The organism is Paraburkholderia unamae (assembly GCF_003096875.1).
GTDB lineage: Bacteria > Pseudomonadota > Gammaproteobacteria > Burkholderiales > Burkholderiaceae > Paraburkholderia > Paraburkholderia unamae.
Window position 1 is genome coordinate 55,310 of the sequence record NZ_QEOB01000004.1, and the last position, 16,648, is coordinate 71,957.

The following is a 16,648-nucleotide window of genomic DNA, read 5'->3' on the forward strand; positions in this document are numbered from 1 at the left end:
GCGGGCCGGATAACCGTCGATGCACGAAAAAACAGGTTTGTTCAAAACAGGAGGCTTGGAGAATGGAAAACAATAAGCAGTACAAAAAGATTGCGATGGCGATCGTGGGCGCCATCGGCGTGATGGCGGGCGCCGCACCCGCGTTCGCGCAAAGCAGCGTGACGCTCTACGGGATGATGGACACCGGCATCACCTATGTGAGCAACCAGGGCGGCAAGCACAACGTCAAGATGGACGACGGCGTGAACGGCCCGAACCTCTGGGGCATGACCGGCACGGAAGACCTGGGCGGCGGCACGAAGGCGTTCTTCCAGCTCGTCAACCAGTTCCAGGTCGACAACGGCAGCTTCATGCCGAACAAGAGCCTCTTTAGCCGCACGTCGATCGTTGGCTTGAGCGACGAGCGCTTCGGCAAGCTCACGCTCGGCAATCAATACGATTTCATGACGGACTCGCTCTACTTCGCCGGCAACGATCCGGCGGAGCTTTCGGGGCACTTCTACGATTTCCGCGCGGGTCCGTTCCAGAAACTCGCGCTGCCGAACAATCCGACCGGCGCGTTCGACTGGGACCGCATGGCGGGCGAAACCGTCAACAACTCCGTGAAGTATCTGTCGCCGACCTACGGCGGCTTTAGCGCGGGCGCGATGTACAGCTTCGGCGGCGTGGCCGGTTCGATCGGCACGGGCAACGGCACGAGCTTCGCGCTGAACTACGCGGCGCATGACTTCGGCGTGAACGCGGCCTATACGAACCTCAAGACCGTGGTGACGGGCGAGGGCGACGTGAGCATCCGCAACTGGGGTATCGGCGCGCACTACCGCTTCGGCGGCTGGATCACGAATGCGCTGTTCACCACGGTCCACAACTCCGCCAATGGCGGCTCGGTGTACGAAGGCTCGGTGGGCGCGCACTACAACTTCACGCCCGCGCTCAGCGCCGGCGCGTCGTACATGTACATGAAGGGCAACGACGTGGTGGACAACAACCACGCGCACCAGGTTGCCGCGATCGTCGACTATGCGCTCTCCAAGCGCACGAGCGTGTACGTGCTCGGCGTGTACCAGCGCGCCAGTTCGGGCGGCCTCGCGCAGATCAACGGCATGAACTCGTCGGACGGAGCGTCGAGCGGCCAGACCCAGGCGGTCGCGCGCGTGGGCCTGCATACCCACTTCTGATCGGCACTTCCGATTGCGTCTTCTCGGCTTGTCATTGCGCGCCGCCCACACGGGCGGCGTTTTTTTTGCCGCGTTCCGCGATCTCGGCTGCGCGCGGACTCACTCCAGCCTCCCGTCGGGCACGCAAACCACGCGAATTGGGCAAAATAGCGCCAATCGAAACAGCACTCGCGTGACGAGAAGGGAAGTTTCATGACGGACACGGTGGATTGTGTCGTGATCGGCGCCGGGGTGGTCGGTCTCGCAGTGGCGCGCGCGTGCGCAAGGCAAGGCTGGGAGACCGTTCTCGTCGAGGCGGAAAACGCGATAGGCAGCGGCACCAGTTCGCGCAACAGCGAAGTGATCCATGCGGGCATCTACTATCCGCAGGGCTCGCTCAAAGCGCGTCTGTGCGTGCAAGGCAAGCAGCAGCTTTACGCCTACTGCGACGCAAAAGGCGTGGAATATCGCCGCTGCGGCAAGTTCATCGTCGCGACGAACGAGGGGCAGCTCGACGCGCTGCGCGCCATTCGCGCGGCGGCGGCGGCCAACGGCGTGAACGACTTGCGCTGGCTGGAAGGTGTGCAGGCGCAGGCGCTGGAACCCGCGCTCCATTGCGTGGCCGCGCTGGAGTCGCCTTCCACGGGCATCATCGACAGCCACGGCCTGATGCTCGCGTTGCAGGGCGATTTCGAGGCGGCGGGCGGCATGCTCGCGTTGTGCTCGCCGGTCACGGGCGGCGCGGTGCGCGCGGACGGCATCGTGCTGGAGGTGGGCGGCGCGGAGCCGATGCAACTGGCCGCCAGGCGCGTGGTGAATAGCGCGGGGCTCTTTGCGCAGCAGGTGGCGGCTTCGATCGAAGGCATCGCGCGCGAATCGATCCCGCCGGGGCGGTACGCGAAGGGCAATTACTATTCGCTTACGGGCGCCGCGCCGTTTTCACGGCTCATCTATCCGGTTCCCGAAGAGGGCGGCCTCGGCGTGCACCTGACGATCGACCTCGGCCGCCAGGCGCGCTTCGGCCCCGACGTCGAATGGATCGACACGATCGATTACACCGTCGACCCGGCGCGCGCCGCGAAATTCTACGAAGCGATCCGCACGTATTGGCCCGCGCTGCCTGACGACGCGCTGCAACCGGGTTATGCTGGCATCCGCCCGAAACTCGCCGGCGGCGGCACGCACGGCGGGGGCGATTTCGTGATCCAGGGGGCACGCGGGCATGGCGTGAGCGGGCTCGTGAACCTCTATGGGATCGAATCGCCGGGGCTGACCGCCTCGCTCGCCATTGCGGACGAAGTGGTCGAATGCCTGAACCTGAACTGAACGCACTAGCGAATCACAAGGAGAACATGATGGTCTACGAGATGGCGCATATCACGGTGAGCGCAGGCAAGAACGCCGAATTCGAAGCGGGCGTGGCGCAGGCGCTGCCGCTCTTTCATCGCGCGCGCGGCTGCCTTGCCGTGGAACTGCAACGCGGCGTGGAAGAGCCGAACCAGTATGTGCTCGTCGTGCAGTGGGATACGATCGAGGACCACATGGTCCACTTTCGCGAGTCGGAGGACTTCCAGGAGTGGCGGCGCCTTGTCGGCCCGTACTTCGAAAAGCCGCCGGTCGTGGGGCATACGCAAGTCGTCGTGAAGTAAGACGCTGAACGCGACGCAGGCTGCGCTGCCACGCCACGAGCGGTGCCGCGCGCAGCCTGCGTACGCTCGCTTGATTGGTATGCGTCCAATGTACACACGTGTATTTACATTTGCTCTGTCCCAGGCTAGAGTACATCCATGTACATCCATCGGTTGGAGCGGCGCATGCATACGACCAGAGTCTTCAAGAATGGCAATTCCCAGGCGGTGCGCATCCCTGCCGATCTGGCCTACGAACGCGGCGACATCGAACTCGAGATCGAGCGGATAGGCGATGAAATCCGCATCCGTCCGGCGCGCCGCCCGCTCGGCGGCGTCATGAAGAAGTTCGCGAAATTCGGGCCGGATTTCATGGCCGAGGGGCGCGGCGAGCAGGGCCAGGACGATCGCGAGGCGCTCTGATGCCGCAGTTCATGCTCGACACGAACATCTGCATCTATCTGATGAAGAATCAACCCGAGCAGGTCGCGAAACGCTTCGCGCAATGCTATGTCGGCGACGTCGTGATGTCGGCAATTACCTATGCCGAACTCGAGTACGGTGTCGCCGTGTCGGAGAATCGCGCGCGAGAAAAGCGCAATCTGGCCGCCTTGATCGAGGATATTCCTGTCGTGCCGTTCGACGCGGGCGCGGCGGCTGCCTATGGCCCGGTTCGGGAAGCGACGCGCGAGCGCAAGAAGGACCACCTCGACAAGCTGATCGCCGCGCACGCAATCGCGCTCAATGTGGTGCTCGTTACGAACAACGAGCGCGACTTTGCGCATTACCCAGGCGTGAAGGTCGAAAACTGGCTGAACGCCTAGTCGTCGGCAGTCAAGCGCCGCACAGACGCTGAACAGCCGTCCCTCAAGCGCGGATCGCAAACCCCTCCACATACGCCACCGCATCGTCGCCGTCCCACGTGCGGCCGTCCACGAACGGGGCGCTCGCGCCTTCGTCCGGCGTCCCGATTCCCATCGCGCCCGCCGCCTCGCGATAGAGCGCGGTCTGGTTCAGCGCGTGGGCGATCTCGCGGTAATCGCCGCGGCGCGCGAGCATGCCCCATCGCTCGAACTGCGTGAGAAACCACACGCCTTCCGATTCGTGCGGGTAATTCACCCGGCCTTCCTCGAAGAACTTCATGCCCGGCGCGCTCGACCCCGCATCGGCTGCCAGACGCCGGGCGATCAGCGCGGCATCCACGCCGAGCATTTCCGGTCGCGCGAGCCACTGCGAAATTTCCCGCCGATGGCCCTCGCCGTCGAGCCAGCGGCACGCCTCCAGCATCGTCTGCACGAGCGCGCGCGCCGTAGCCGGATAGCGCGCGACGAAGTCGCGCCGGCACGCCAGCACCTTCTCGGGATGGTCCGGCCAGATCCCGCCGCTCGAGATGATCGTGCGGCCCACGCCGCGCTGCTCCGCCAGGCCCGGCCACGGCTCGCCCACGCACAGGCCGTCGAGCCGGTCTTCGGCGAGCGCGGCCACCATCTGCGGCGGCGGAATCACGACGCTTTCGATGTCGTCGAGCGGGTGCACGCCCTGTGACGCGAGCCAGTAATAAAGCCACATGGCGTGCGTGCCGGTCGGGAAGGTCTGCGCGAACACAGGCTTGCGATCGAGCGTGGCGAGCGCGCGCGGCAGCGTGCCGTGCTCGGCGAGCGCATCGGCCAGGCGGTTCGAGAGCGTGATGGCCTGGCCGTTGCGGTTGAGCACCATCAGCACGGCCATGTCCGTTTGCGGGCCGCCGAGACCCAGCTGCACGCCGTACACGAGCCCATAGAGCGAATGCGCGGCGTCGAGCTCGCCGGAAAGCAGCTTGTCGCGCAGCGCGGCCCACGAGGGCTGGCGCGAGAGTTCGAGCGTGAGGCCGTGCGCGTGGCCGAATTCGAGCAGCTTCGCGGCGACGAGCGGCGCGGCGTCGGCGAGCGGCACGAAGCCAATCTTCAGATGGGTTTTCTCCGGCGCAGCGAGAGGGGTGGTGGCGTTCATGGGCAGTGCTTCATTCGTTGCGTTCGTGCGGCCCGGCCGCCGCGACGATCTGGCGGGCGACCTCGGCGAGCTTCAGACTCTGGTTCATGGCCCGCTTGCGCAGTGTCGCGTAGGCGGCGGGCTCGGTCATCTTCTGCTGCTCCATCAAGAGGCGCTTGGCGCGGTCGATGAGCTTGCGCTCGGCCAGTTCGTTCTCGGCCTGCGTGAGGCGCTCGCGCAACTGCGCTTCCTGCGCGAAGCGCGCGAGCGCGACTTCGAGGATCGGCGCGATGCGCTCGCCGGCGAGCCCTTCCACGAGGTAGGCCGTCACGCCCGCGTTCACGGCGGAGCGGATCAACTGCTGGTTGGCGTCGTGGCTGAACATCAGCACGGGGCGCGGCGCAGTGGCGTTCATGACCGCGAGTTGTTCGAGCGTGTCGCGCGAGGGCGACTCGGTGTCGATGATGATGACATCGGGCCGCTCGCGCTCGACCACGCGATGCAGCGCCTGCGGCGTGGCGGGCTCGGCGAGCATGTCGTAGCCGAGCCGCGCGAGCGCGTCGCGCAGGTCGCCAATAGGCTTGTCGGTGTCGGTTACGAGCAGTACGCGCAGCATGGGTATTCGGGGAGTCGTCGGCATGAAATCTTCGACGGTTGATCGGTTCTTTGCTCTCACGCCCGGCGTCTACGCGCCAGACGGGACGGCGGCGTGCCGCCGTCCGGTGCATCGCGCTCCATAGCGGAACATACGGAAGATTCAGCAAGGTGCGTGCCAGTTTGCCTTGCGGCGGGAAAGCCTTGCCGGATGGGATCGACTGCGTGCTGCACGACGCTATGGCGTTCACGGCGTGGTGCACCGCAGCAGTGCGCGGGAAGTCGCGCTGCACCCAACTGGCGCAGAGGGCGCGGCGCATGCACGAAAAAGTGCGGGATGAAAACTGACGTTGGGGCGCGATGCGGCAGTCGAATCGAGGTAGGCAAACCGCGGCAATCAAACCGCGGCAGTCAATTCGTTCCCCTCAGACGATTCACGAAGCAAGGCAGCCGCCGCGCGTTCAATTCAGGATTCCGAAATGAAATGGCCGAAGCTTTGCGTGGTGCAGTGCGCAAGGCACGCGTGCCGGAAAGCGGGCGTTGCGCCGCGACGGTGTGTCCCGAATCTCCGCTATTGTGACGACCATATTTCATCTATGCTGCTTTTTGCACCTCATCGCTCCCACTATCCCCACGGTAGCATGCTCATCATGAACCACCGGCCCATGGATTCGGATAGACCCTCCGCCCCTCCCGGGGCACCCGCAAGCGCCGGCCGGCAATGGCTGCGCTGGCTGCCCGGCGTGGCACTGCTCAAGCAGTATCAGGGCGGCTGGCTTTTCAACGATCTCGCGGCGGGTCTGGTGCTCACCACCATGCTCGTGCCCGTCGGCATTGCGTATGCCGTGGCGTCCGGCGTGCCGGGCGTCTACGGCCTTTACGCGACGATCATTCCGCTGCTGGCGTACGCCGTGTTCGGACCCAGCCGCATTCTCGTGCTCGGCCCCGACTCCGCGCTCGCGGCGCCCATTCTCGCCGTGGTCGTGCAGGTGGCGGGCACGGACCCGTCGCGCGCGATTGCGGTGGCGAGCATGATGGCGCTCGTGTCCGGCACGGTCTGCGTGGTGATGGGGCTGCTGCGTCTGGGCTTCATCACGGAGCTGCTGTCCAAGCCCATTCGATACGGCTATATGAACGGCATTGCGCTGGCGGTGCTCATCAGCCAGTTGCCCAAGCTCTTTGCCGTTTCCGTCGAAGAGCAGGGGCCGATCAGAGACCTGCTCAATCTCTTTCAAGCCGTCGCGCGCGGCGAGGCCAACTGGTACAGCTTCGCCGTGGGCGCGGGCAGCCTCGTGCTGATCCTCGTGCTCAAGCGCTTCGAGCGGGTGCCCGGCATCCTGATCGCGGTGATCGTGGCGACGCTCGCGGTGAGCCTCTTTCACCTCGACAGCCTGGGTGTGAAAGTGCTCGGCAAGATTCCGCAAGGCCTGCCCGCACTGTCGCTGCCGTGGGCGAACAACCTGGATCTCGTCAAGATCGTGCTGGGCGGCGCGGCCGTGGCGTTGATCGCCTTCGCCGACACGAGCGTGCTCTCGCGCACCTACGCGGCGCGCTTTCGCGCCCGCGTGGACCCCAACCAGGAGATGGTGGGCCTCGGCGTGGCCAACCTCGCGGCGGGACTGTTCCAGGGCTTCCCGATCAGCAGCAGCGCGTCGCGCACGCCGGTTGCCGAAGCTGCCGGAGCGCGCACGCAACTGACCGGCGTGGTGGGCGCGCTGGCGGTGGCGGCGCTGCTGATGTTCGCGCCCAATCTGCTGCGCTATCTGCCCAACAGCGCGCTCGCGGCCGTGGTCATCGCCGCCGCGCTGGGGCTGTTCGAAATCGCCGATCTGAAGCGCATCTACCGCATACAGCAGTGGGAATTCTGGCTCTCGATCGGCTGCTTCGTGGCCGTTGCGGTGTTCGGCGCCATTCCCGGCATTGGGCTTGCCGTGGTGATCGCCGTGATCGAATTCCTCTGGGACGGCTGGCGGCCGCACTTCGCGGTGCTCGGGCGCGTGGAAGGCCTGCGCGGCTACCACGACATCACGCGCTACCCGCAGGCCGCGCGCATGCCGGGGCTCGTGCTGTTTCGCTGGGACGCGCCCTTGTTCTTCGCCAATGCCGAATTGTTCCAGCAGCGCCTGCTCGAAGCGGTGGACGCGTCGCCCACGCCCGTGCGTCGCGTCGTGGTGGCGGCCGAGCCGGTGACGAGCGTGGATGTCACCTCGGCCGACATGCTGCGCGAGCTGAGCCAGGGGTTGAGCGAGCGCGGCATCGCGCTGCACTTCGCGGAGATGAAGGACCCCGTGCGCGACAAGCTCAAGCGCTTCGATCTTCTCGATCTGATCGGTCCCGACCGCTTCGATCCGACCGTAAGCAGTGCTGTGGACCGGTATTGCGACGAGGCGGGGATCTCAGAGGATGACGAACCGCCGCCCAAGGGCAGCTAATGTAGCGCTGGTGCGGCGCACCTCGCGCCGCACCGCATGGCCCGGCCGCTCAAGCGCCCGGCTTGAGCACGACGCGAAAGCGCGCCTTGCCGCTCATCATCCGCTCATAGGCTTCTGCGGCACGCGAGAGCGGGTACTCCTCGATCATCGGCTTCACGCCCGACAACGCGCTGAACGCGAGCGTTTCCTGCGAATCCGCCGCGGTGCCGGAGGGCCAGCCCTGCACCGAATGGCGCCCCATGATGAACTGCGTGATCGGCACTTCCACGGGCTCCTCGGACACGCCGACCATGATCATCTTGCCGTTCAGCCCGAGGCCGCCCAGTGCGGCGCTCATGGCCTTGCCGCTCGTCGCCGTGGCGAGTATCACGCGCGCGCCGCCGAGCGCGAGCAACGCTTGCGCGACATTCTGCGAGGCGCTGTCGATGTAGTGATGCGCGCCGAGTTGCTGCGCGAGCGGCGCCTTGTCCTGCCCGCGCGCGATGGCCACGGTCACGAAGCCCATTTTGCGCGCGTACTGCACGCCGAGATGGCCGAGCCCGCCGATGCCGAGAATCGCCACCACATCGCCCGCTCGCGCGCCGCTGTTGCGCAGCGCGTTGAAGGTCGTGATGCCCGCGCACAGGAGCGGCGCGGCGTCGACGTCGGAAAGGTCGGCGGGCATGCGCGCGAGTGCTTCCTGCGGCGCGAGCATGTAGTCGGCATAGCCGCCGTCATAGCTGATGCCGGGGATTTGCCCCTTCTGGCAGAGCACGAAGTCGCCGTGCCGGCAGTGCTCGCAATGGCCGCAATGCCCGCCGTGCCAGCCCACGCCGATACGCTGCCCGACCTCCCAGCCTTCCACGCGTGCGCCGAGCTTGTCGATCACGCCCGCGATCTCGTGGCCGGGCACGCGCGGGAATTGCAGGCCGGGCCACTGGCCTTCCTTCGTGAGCGAATCGCTGTGACAGATCCCGCAAGCCTGCACCTTGACGAGCACGTGTCCTTCGGGCGGCTCGGGTATCTCCCGCTCGACCAGTTCGAGCGGGCCGCCCGGTTTTGCTACCTGCACTGCCTGCATCTTTCGCATCGTCTGCTCCTGGGTAGGGTAGGAACCGTGCGCCGCGCCAGCCAAGACAGGCACGGCGCACGAGGATGGAACGGCACAGCACGCGCGCCCGTCTGTCCACCGGAACGCGCCGATACCGCAACATTGTAGGACGCCGCCGCGCGCCCTTCGCGTTGCGTGTCAGGCGCTGCACAGGCTTTGCGCGGGTATGCGAGAAATTTTTTTGCGCCGCTTCGGGCAGGTCGAGCAGGCTGCGCATCAGAACTTGTGTCGAACGCCGACACGCAGCGAAACCTGCTTGTCGGTGGTCGAGGGCGTCAACCCGGTGATCTGGGCCACGGCTGACTGCCCGAGCGAGTCCGTGCCGCTTGCCTTTTCGTAGACCGCAAGCGTGTAGACATCCGTGCGAGCCGAGAGGAAATAGTCGAGCCCCGCGCTGAAGAGGTTGTAGTTGGCCCCCTCTCTGCCGCCCGCGCCGCCGTTGCGCGTGTAGTCATAGGCCACGCCTGCGAGCAACGAAGCCGTGAGCTGGTACTTCGCATTGATTTCCACGTTATTGAACGCCGCCGTGCCCTTGTAGTGCAGCGTGTTCGGGCCCGATGCCGAACCCATGTCCTCGAAACGCGTGTTGGAGTAAGCGAGGTTCACATTGAGCGAGCCGAGCGTCACCCCGGCGCCTACGCCGGCAATCTCCAGACGGTTCGCGGACGCGTAACCCGCAAAGACAGGATTGCTCTGCGGACTTGTCGCGCTGCCGAAGCTGCCCAGGTTGTTGGTCGTCGCCGGGCCGGCGTTCGGATTCGCGCCGAAGAACGAGGTGTTCGGATTGCGGATGTTCAGGTAGCCCGCACCGAGCGAGAAAGGGCCATGCGAGTAAGTGGCGCCGGCGCCCCAGATCCAGTTGCTGGAAAACGAGCCGGGCATGCCGCCGAGGTTCATCATGGCCTCGACGCTCAGCCCGTGGTAGTTCGCGCTGCGGAACTTGATCGAGTTGTTGATGCGCCGCGTGTTGAGCGCGTTGTCCAGATCGCCTGGGTGTGAGGTCATGTAGCCGCCCCACTGCGGCGCGGCGAGAAACGGCCCGTAATTGTCGACTACCGGATCGTACTGGCGACCCAGCGTGACAGTGCCAACCGGATTGCTCAAGCCGACCCACGCTTGTCGCCCGAACATCGCGCCGCCTTGATTGAGCACGCCGTTGTTGCTGTAAAAGCCGCTTTCGAGCACGAAGAGCGCCTTGAGGCCGCCGCCCAGGTCCTCGGAGCCGCGCAACCCCCAACGGCTGCCCTGCAAACCGGCCGAGCCGCCCTCGATCATGGCGATCTGATGCCCGCCCTGTAGACCGGACGCGGTCTTCGCCGTTTGCACATTGTTCGTGTAATTGACGCCGGTGTCGATAATGCCGTAGAGCGTCACGCTGCTTTGCGCATGAGCGAGGCTACCGATGGCGCTAAGTACTGCGAATGAAATTAGCGACTTCTTCACGAATGGATCTCCACTGAAACGCATATTGTTGGTTTGGTACGTTCCCCCCGCATGCCGGGCGTCTCTTCCGGCGTACCGGGGGGAAGGACTACTGGCTTTGATTGGCGAGCGCGCCGTGCGTATCACCAGCGCGCCGCTCGTTGACGCGGATAAAAACGGTCATCAGAAACGCGGCGACGAGCAAAGCCGCCAGAAACAGCAGACCCGGCGTCGCGCTCTTGCCGGAGCCCTTGATGTAGCCGATCGCAAACGGGCCGACAAAGCCGCCCAGATTTCCCACGGAATTGATTACCGCAATGGATACCGCTGCGGTCGAGCGGGTCAGGAACAGCGTGGGCAATGCCCAGAACGGCGACTTGAACGCATAGAGTCCCGCGAGACTCAGGCTGATCATCGTGATCGACACGTACGGGTTCGTTGCGAGCCCCGCGCCCAGCAGTGCCAGTGCGGCGACCCCGAGCGGAATGGCCGAGTGCAGGCGCCGCTCGTTACGCCGGTCGGAACTGCGCGACCAGAGCACCATGACGATCGTCGCAAAGAGGTAAGGCACCATCGCGATGAGTCCGACCTGCGTGTGGCTCAATGTCCTGGAGAACCCCTTGATGATCTGCGGCATCCAGTAGCCCACGCCGAGGCTGCCGCACTGGTACACGAAGTAAATGAACGAGAGGTACAGCACTTTCGGGTTCGTCATCGCCTTGAGCGAGCCGAAATGCTTCGCGTCAGGCCGGGCTTTTCGATCGTTGGCCAACTCGTCCAGCAGCCAGTCGCGCTCTTCGGGCTTGAGCCACTTTGCGTCGGCGGGCCGGTCGGTGAGCCACAGGAAGCACATGACGCCGCCGATCACAGCGGGCGCGCCTTCGAGCACCAGCATCCAGCGCCATCCGCTCCACTGGAACCACTGGACGTTGTCCATCACCCACGTGCTCAGCGGCGCGCCGATGATGTACGAGACGGGAATCGCAGCCGTGAAGAGCGCAACCGTGGTGGCGAGTTCCTTCGCCCTGAACCAGTAAGTCAGATAGACGATGATGCCGGGGAAGAACCCGGCCTCGGCCACGCCAAGCAAAAAGCGCAGGACGTAAAGCTGCGTGGTGTTCTGCACGAACGCGGACGCCACGGAAACGATGCCCCACGTCACGAGAATGCGGGCGATCCAGACGCGCGCTCCGAACTTGTTGAGCATGACATTGCTCGGCACTTCGAAAAGAAAGTAACCGATGAAGAAGATGCCCGAGGCAAAGCCGAATGCTTCACTCGTGAGCGCCAGATCATGGTTCATCTGCAACGCCGCGTAGCCAATGTTTGCGCGGTCGATATACGAGATCACATAAAGGACGAAGACGAACGGAATGATGCGCCAGGCGATCTTGCGCACGAGCGCGCGTTCGTCGATTGCGGGTGTGGGGTGCATGGAGTTCTCCGCCGGCGGCTGTGCCCGCCGGGTTTCGCGTGAATCGAGGGTGCGTGTCAGGTCTGGTGTTGCGAGAACACCATGCAGACGGGGCTGCCCGACTGGGCGGCGAAGCCCGTTGGCGTCAGGCCGCCCGAGTGCGCATCGACGGAGAACGCGACGATGGTGTCGCTGTCCTCGTTGAGGGCGTACATGAAGCGCCCGTCAGGCGTGGTCGTGAAGAATCGCGGCGTCTTGCCCTGCGAGGGAACCGCGTTCACGAAGTGCAGATGACCGTTGGCGGGATCGATGCGGAACACCGCAATGCTGTCTTCGCCACGATTCGACGCATAGACGAAGCGCCCGCTGCGATCGACTTCGATTTCCGAGGCACGGCTGTTGCCCGTATAGGTGTCCGGCACGCTAGAGAGCACCTGCAACGGAGTAAGGCCGCCGTTTGCGGCGTCGTAGCGATACGCCGTGACCGTCGAATCGAGTTCGTTGACGACCCACGCGAACTGGCCATTGGGATGGAACGCGAGATGGCGCGGCCCCGCACCTTCGCGCGACACGACAAAGGGCGGATTGGCCGGCGTGAGCTGGCCGTTTTCGAAGCGGAACGAGAACGTGCGGTCGAGCCCCTTGTCGGGGACGATCACGAACCGGCCCGAGGGATCGAACGGATTGAAGTGCGGCTTTGCCTGCTTCTGTTCGATACGGTGCGGCCCGATCGGACCGTCGAGATGCACGAGCTGCGTGAGCGGTTCGAGCGAACCGTCGGCGGCGATCGGCAGCACGGCGAGACTCGCGCCAATGTGGTTCGACACGACCACGTAGCGTCCGCTCGGGTCGATCGCGAGGTGTACGGGGTTCTTGCCCTCGGTGCTCTGCTTGTTCAGGAACGTGAGCGTGCCGCTCGCCCGGTCGACCTTGAATGCGCTGATATCGCTCAGATCGCCGTGCACGGTGTAGAGGCGCTCGCCGTTGGCGCTCAGGGCGAGAAACGACGGATTCACGAGATCCTTGACGAGCTGCACGAGCGCGAGATCGCCGGTCTGCGCATTGACCTGATAGACGCTGATGCCGTCGCCGCGGGCGTTGCGTTCTCGCGTGGTGCGCGAGCCGACGTAAGCAAACATGGGGTTCATTCCTTTTAAAACTTGATGGCGCGAGGCCGGTTCAGCACTGAAGACCGACCGTGGCATGACACCGGACATGGCAAGTGCACCCAGTGCCGCTCCTGCCTGCACAAGGCGACGACGTGCCTGATCCGGGTGTGCCGGCAGGGGGTTGCTCACGGCGGTCTTCTCCACGATGTCTCCTGATTTTTGTATTTCGGGTTTCCACTGGATTGCATTTTGACCTGGATAAGTGCAAAAATACACTCATGGAAAACACTGACACCCCCACCATCGGCAGCCTCGACGTCTCCGGCGTCGCGCTGCGTTATGTCGATCTGCCCGGCGCGTTCGGCGCGGATCTGCGTGAACTGCCTGTCGTGCTGCGCCTGCTGCTCGAAAACGTGATTCGTAATACGGAGGGCGAGGAGCGCGAGCAGGCCGTCGCGGCGATCCTCGCGTGGCGCGAGCGCGCGACGAGCGAGCACGAAATCGCGTTCCAGCCCAATCGCGTGCTGATGCACGACACGACGAGCACGCCTGCGCTAGTGGACATCGCCGCCATGCGCGACGCCCTCGCGGAGGCCGGCGCCGATCCCGCCGCGCTCAACCCCGTGCTGCCGGTGGATTCGTCGGTGGACCATTCGCTCGCGGTCGAATACTTCGGCAAGCCCGATGCCGCGCCGCGTAACCTGGCCCTTGAACTGCGCCGCAACGAGGAGCGCTACCGCTTTCTGCGCTGGGCTTCGCAGGCGCTCACGGGCGTGCGCATCCATCCTCCCGGCACGGGCATCATGCATACGATCAACCTGGAGCAGCTCGCGACGGTGGTCACGCGCGTGAAGCGCGACGGCGAGGAGTGGGCGGTGCCCGACACGCTCATCGGCACGGACAGCCATACGCCGATGATCAACGGCATCGGCGTGCTCGGCTGGGGTGTGGGCGGCCTCGAAGCGCAGACGGTGATGTTCGGCATGCCGGTGATGCAGCGCATTCCCGACGTGATCGGCGTGCGCCTCACCGGCGCGCTGAAGCCGGGCGTGCTCGCCACGGATCTCGCGCTCACCGTCACGCAGCGTCTGCGCGCGATTGGCGTGTCGGGCGAGTTCGTCGAGTTTTTCGGGCCGGGCGTCGCGACGCTCAGCGCGGGCGAGCGCTCAGTCGTGGCGAACATGGCGCCGGAATATGGCGCATCCACCGGCTTTTTCCCGGTCGATGCGCGCACGCTCGACTATCTGCGCGCAACGCATCGCAGCGAGGAAGCCGGGCAACTCGTGGAAGCATTCACGCGCGCGACGGGCCTGTGGTTCGATCCCGAAGCTGCGCCGCGCTACACGCGCACGATCGACATCGACCTTGCGAGCATCGGCATGCATGTGGCCGGGCCGCGCCGCCCGCAGGATCTGCTCGATTACCAGGCGCTGCCTGCGACGCTCGCGAAGCTCGAATTCAAGCCGAAAACGCAGCATGCCGGGATGCCGCGCCATGCGGTGGCGATTGCCGCGATCACGAGCTGCACGAACACGTCCGACCCCGCGTTGCTGATCGCTGCCGGCCTCGTCGCACGCAAGGCGCGTGAAAAAGGGCTTGCGGTTCCCGCATGGATCAAGACGTCACTCGCGCCCGGATCGCCCGCCGCCGCCTCGTATCTCGAACGCGCGGGGTTGATCGACGATCTTTCCGCCGTGGGCTTCGACATCGTCGGCTTCGGCTGTACGACCTGTATCGGCAACTCGGGCCCGCTCACGCAAAGCGTGCGCGCGGCGCAGGCGGAAGGCAGCATCTATCCCGTCGCGGTGCTCTCCGGCAACCGCAATTTCGCGGGCCGTATTCATCCCGATCTCGATCTCGGCTTCATCATGTCGCCGCCGCTCGTCGTGGCGTTCGCGCTGGCGGGCAATGCGGAAACGGATCTGAGCCGAGAGCCGGTGCAACTCGCCGCCGATGGTACGCCGGTGTTTCTGCGCGACCTGTGGCCCACGCGCGAGGAAGTGGCCGCGCTGGTCGCCCAGTCGGCGGACCCCGAGGATTACCCGCGCGCGTTCGCGGTGGCGAGCCGCAATCCCGTGTGGCACGAACTCGAGGCGCCTTCGTCGGCGCGCTTTCCGTGGGACCCGAAGTCGACGGCGCTGCGGCGGCCGCCGTTCGCGGCAGCCGATCAGGGCAGTCAACTGGGAAGCTATCGCGCGTATCCGCTGCTCGTGCTCGGCGACGACATCACGACCGACCACATCTCTCCCGCGAGCGCGATTCCCAAGGACAGCTTTGTCGCGGACTTTCTGGTTTCGCGCGGAGACGACCGCAACGACCTCAATGTGTTCGCCTCGCGCCGCGGCAACTGGGAGGTGATGATGCGTGCGGCGTTCCATAGCAAGACGCTTGTGAATCGCCTGAGGCAGGGCATGCCCGTGGCGCACACGCTGCACGTGCCGAGCGGCGACGTCCAGCCCATCTTCGAGGTCGCGCAGCGTTACGCCGCAGCGGGAGATTCTGTCGTCCTCGTCGCAGGCGAGCGCTACGGCACGGGCTCGTCGCGCGACTGGGCGGCGAAGGGTCAGCGTCTCCTTGGCATTCGCGCGGTGCTGGCCGCGAGCTTCGAGCGTATCCACCGATCGAATCTCATCGGCATGGGCATCCTGCCGCTGCGCTTTGCGCCGGGGATCCATCCGGATACACTCGCGCTCGGGCCGGGCGACAGGCTCGAAATCGACGCGGACGCTGGTACGATCAGTCCGCGCTGTGCCGTGCCCGTGCGCATTGTGCGCGCCGACGGCCGTGTCGAGGCGATCGACGTGCGCGCGGCCGTGGAAACGCAGCTCGAATGTGCTTTGCTGCGTTCGGGCGGCGTGATTCCGCTGATCCTTCACCAAAATTTCGCGACACAGGGGGTTTGACAGGAGCCTTCCGCGCCGCGCTGCTGGTTGACCGAAATGATTGACCGATCGATTGCGACCCAGATTGTCGAACTCATCAAAAGCGAAGGCCTCGAGGCCGGCGCGCATTTGCCTGCGCAAATGCTGGCCGACCGCTTGCGCGTGTCGCGCTCGCCCGTGAACGAGGCGCTCGCCCTGTTGCATGAGAAGGGCGTGCTCACGCGCGAAAAAAATCGCGGCTTTTTCGTGGCGCGGCCGGTGGCGCAATCGCTGTCCGACGTGGTGGCGGAACTCGGCCTCGGCGAGATGGACGTTGTGACGAGCGTGTACTTCCAGATTGCCGATGACCGCCTGAAGGGCGAACTGCCCGACACGTTTTCCGAGCAGATGATCCGCACGCGTTATGGATTGACGAGTGCGCAACTGACGTCGGTGTTGGGCCGTATCGGTCAGGAAGGCTGGGCCGAGCGAAAGCCGGGTTACGGCTGGGAATTTTCGCCCATGCTGACCACGCCGGACAGTCTGCTCAAGTCGTACCGGCTGCGTCTCGCACTGGAGCCGGCCGCGCTGCTCGAACCCGGCTACCGGCTGGAACGCAAGGTGCTGGAACGCTGCCGTGAAGTGGAAAAGCATCTGCTTGCGGGGGGGATCGAAACCGATACCGCCGACCAGTTGCACGAGCGCGGCGTGCGCTTTCACGAGTCGCTGGTCGAGGCGTCCGGCAACAGTTTTTTCATCGACACGATCCGCCGCGTGAATCGCGTGCGCCGCCTGCTCTCTTATCGCTCCATGCAGCATCGCGAGCGTTATGTCGAACACGCGAAGCAGCATTTGCATGTGCTCGAACTGCTGGAGCGCGAGCGTAACGAAGAGGCCTCGGAAGCATTGCGTCAGCACCTGCTGCACACGCTCGAAGCGCTCGCCCGTATTCGCGAGATTTTCGAACCCTGAG

The 16,648-nt window shown here is 65.1% G+C and carries 14 protein-coding genes; 8 read left to right on the forward strand and 6 right to left on the reverse strand.

Annotated elements, in window-relative coordinates:
• Positions 1-95: 95 nt before the first annotated feature.
• From C7402_RS09695 to C7402_RS09715, 5 genes are all read left to right on the forward strand, one after another.
• Entirely contained in the window at positions 96-1,178 is a 1,083-nt protein-coding gene (locus tag C7402_RS09695; protein ID WP_112170730.1) for a porin, read from the forward strand.
• Between the two features lie 192 nt (positions 1,179-1,370).
• Entirely contained in the window at positions 1,371-2,483 is a 1,113-nt protein-coding gene (locus tag C7402_RS09700; protein ID WP_116610495.1) for an NAD(P)/FAD-dependent oxidoreductase, read from the forward strand.
• Between the two features lie 29 nt (positions 2,484-2,512).
• Complete coding sequence (locus tag C7402_RS09705; protein WP_112170644.1) at positions 2,513-2,806, forward strand: antibiotic biosynthesis monooxygenase family protein; 294 nt, start codon at positions 2,513-2,515, stop codon at positions 2,804-2,806.
• Positions 2,807-2,971: 165 nt separating this feature from the next.
• Positions 2,972-3,208 carry a type II toxin-antitoxin system VapB family antitoxin gene (gene vapB / locus C7402_RS09710; RefSeq protein WP_112170643.1) on the forward strand — a complete coding sequence of 79 codons (237 nt, stop codon included), beginning with the start codon at positions 2,972-2,974 and terminating at the stop codon, positions 3,206-3,208.
• Positions 3,208-3,609, forward strand: coding sequence for a type II toxin-antitoxin system VapC family toxin (locus C7402_RS09715; protein ID WP_116610496.1), 402 nt, complete (start codon positions 3,208-3,210; stop codon positions 3,607-3,609). Before vapB ends, C7402_RS09715 begins: the two co-directional genes overlap by 1 nt.
• 43 nt (positions 3,610-3,652) lie before the next feature.
• On the opposite strand, the gene C7402_RS09720 is transcribed toward C7402_RS09715, so the two are convergent.
• Entirely contained in the window at positions 3,653-4,774 is a 1,122-nt protein-coding gene (locus C7402_RS09720) for a CmpA/NrtA family ABC transporter substrate-binding protein (RefSeq protein WP_116610497.1), read from the reverse strand.
• A gap of 10 nt (positions 4,775-4,784) precedes the next feature.
• The gene (locus C7402_RS09725) at positions 4,785-5,369 is read right to left on the reverse strand and encodes an ANTAR domain-containing response regulator (RefSeq protein ID WP_116610498.1); all 585 of its coding nucleotides are present in this window, start codon (positions 5,367-5,369) and stop codon (positions 4,785-4,787) included.
• A gap of 643 nt (positions 5,370-6,012) precedes the next feature.
• Between C7402_RS09725 and C7402_RS09730 the strand changes: the two genes are divergently transcribed.
• Positions 6,013-7,779, forward strand: coding sequence for a SulP family inorganic anion transporter (locus C7402_RS09730; protein ID WP_116610499.1), 1,767 nt, complete (start codon positions 6,013-6,015; stop codon positions 7,777-7,779).
• Between the two features lie 49 nt (positions 7,780-7,828).
• Here the strand turns inward: C7402_RS09730 and C7402_RS09735 are convergent, their stop codons facing one another.
• The 4 genes from C7402_RS09735 to C7402_RS09750 form a co-directional block, all read right to left on the reverse strand.
• Positions 7,829-8,848, reverse strand: coding sequence for an alcohol dehydrogenase (locus tag C7402_RS09735; RefSeq protein WP_116610500.1), 1,020 nt, complete (start codon positions 8,846-8,848; stop codon positions 7,829-7,831).
• Positions 8,849-9,085: 237 nt separating this feature from the next.
• Positions 9,086-10,312 (reverse strand): porin, encoded by a 1,227-nt coding sequence (locus tag C7402_RS09740; RefSeq protein WP_116610501.1) that lies wholly within the window; start codon positions 10,310-10,312, stop codon positions 9,086-9,088.
• 88 nt (positions 10,313-10,400) lie between these two features.
• Entirely contained in the window at positions 10,401-11,726 is a 1,326-nt protein-coding gene (locus C7402_RS09745; RefSeq protein WP_116610502.1) for an MFS transporter, read from the reverse strand.
• Positions 11,727-11,782: 56 nt separating this feature from the next.
• Positions 11,783-12,844: a lactonase family protein gene (locus tag C7402_RS09750; RefSeq protein ID WP_116610503.1), complete on the reverse strand. Its 1,062-nt coding sequence runs from the start codon at positions 12,842-12,844 to the stop codon at positions 11,783-11,785.
• 248 nt (positions 12,845-13,092) lie between these two features.
• Here C7402_RS09750 and acnA point away from each other — a divergent pair, with 248 nt between their 5' ends.
• Positions 13,093-15,717: an aconitate hydratase AcnA gene (acnA, locus tag C7402_RS09755; protein ID WP_116610504.1), complete on the forward strand. Its 2,625-nt coding sequence runs from the start codon at positions 13,093-13,095 to the stop codon at positions 15,715-15,717.
• Between the two features lie 36 nt (positions 15,718-15,753).
• Positions 15,754-16,647: a GntR family transcriptional regulator gene (locus C7402_RS09760; RefSeq protein WP_116610505.1), complete on the forward strand. Its 894-nt coding sequence runs from the start codon at positions 15,754-15,756 to the stop codon at positions 16,645-16,647.
• Position 16,648: the final 1 nt, after the last annotated feature.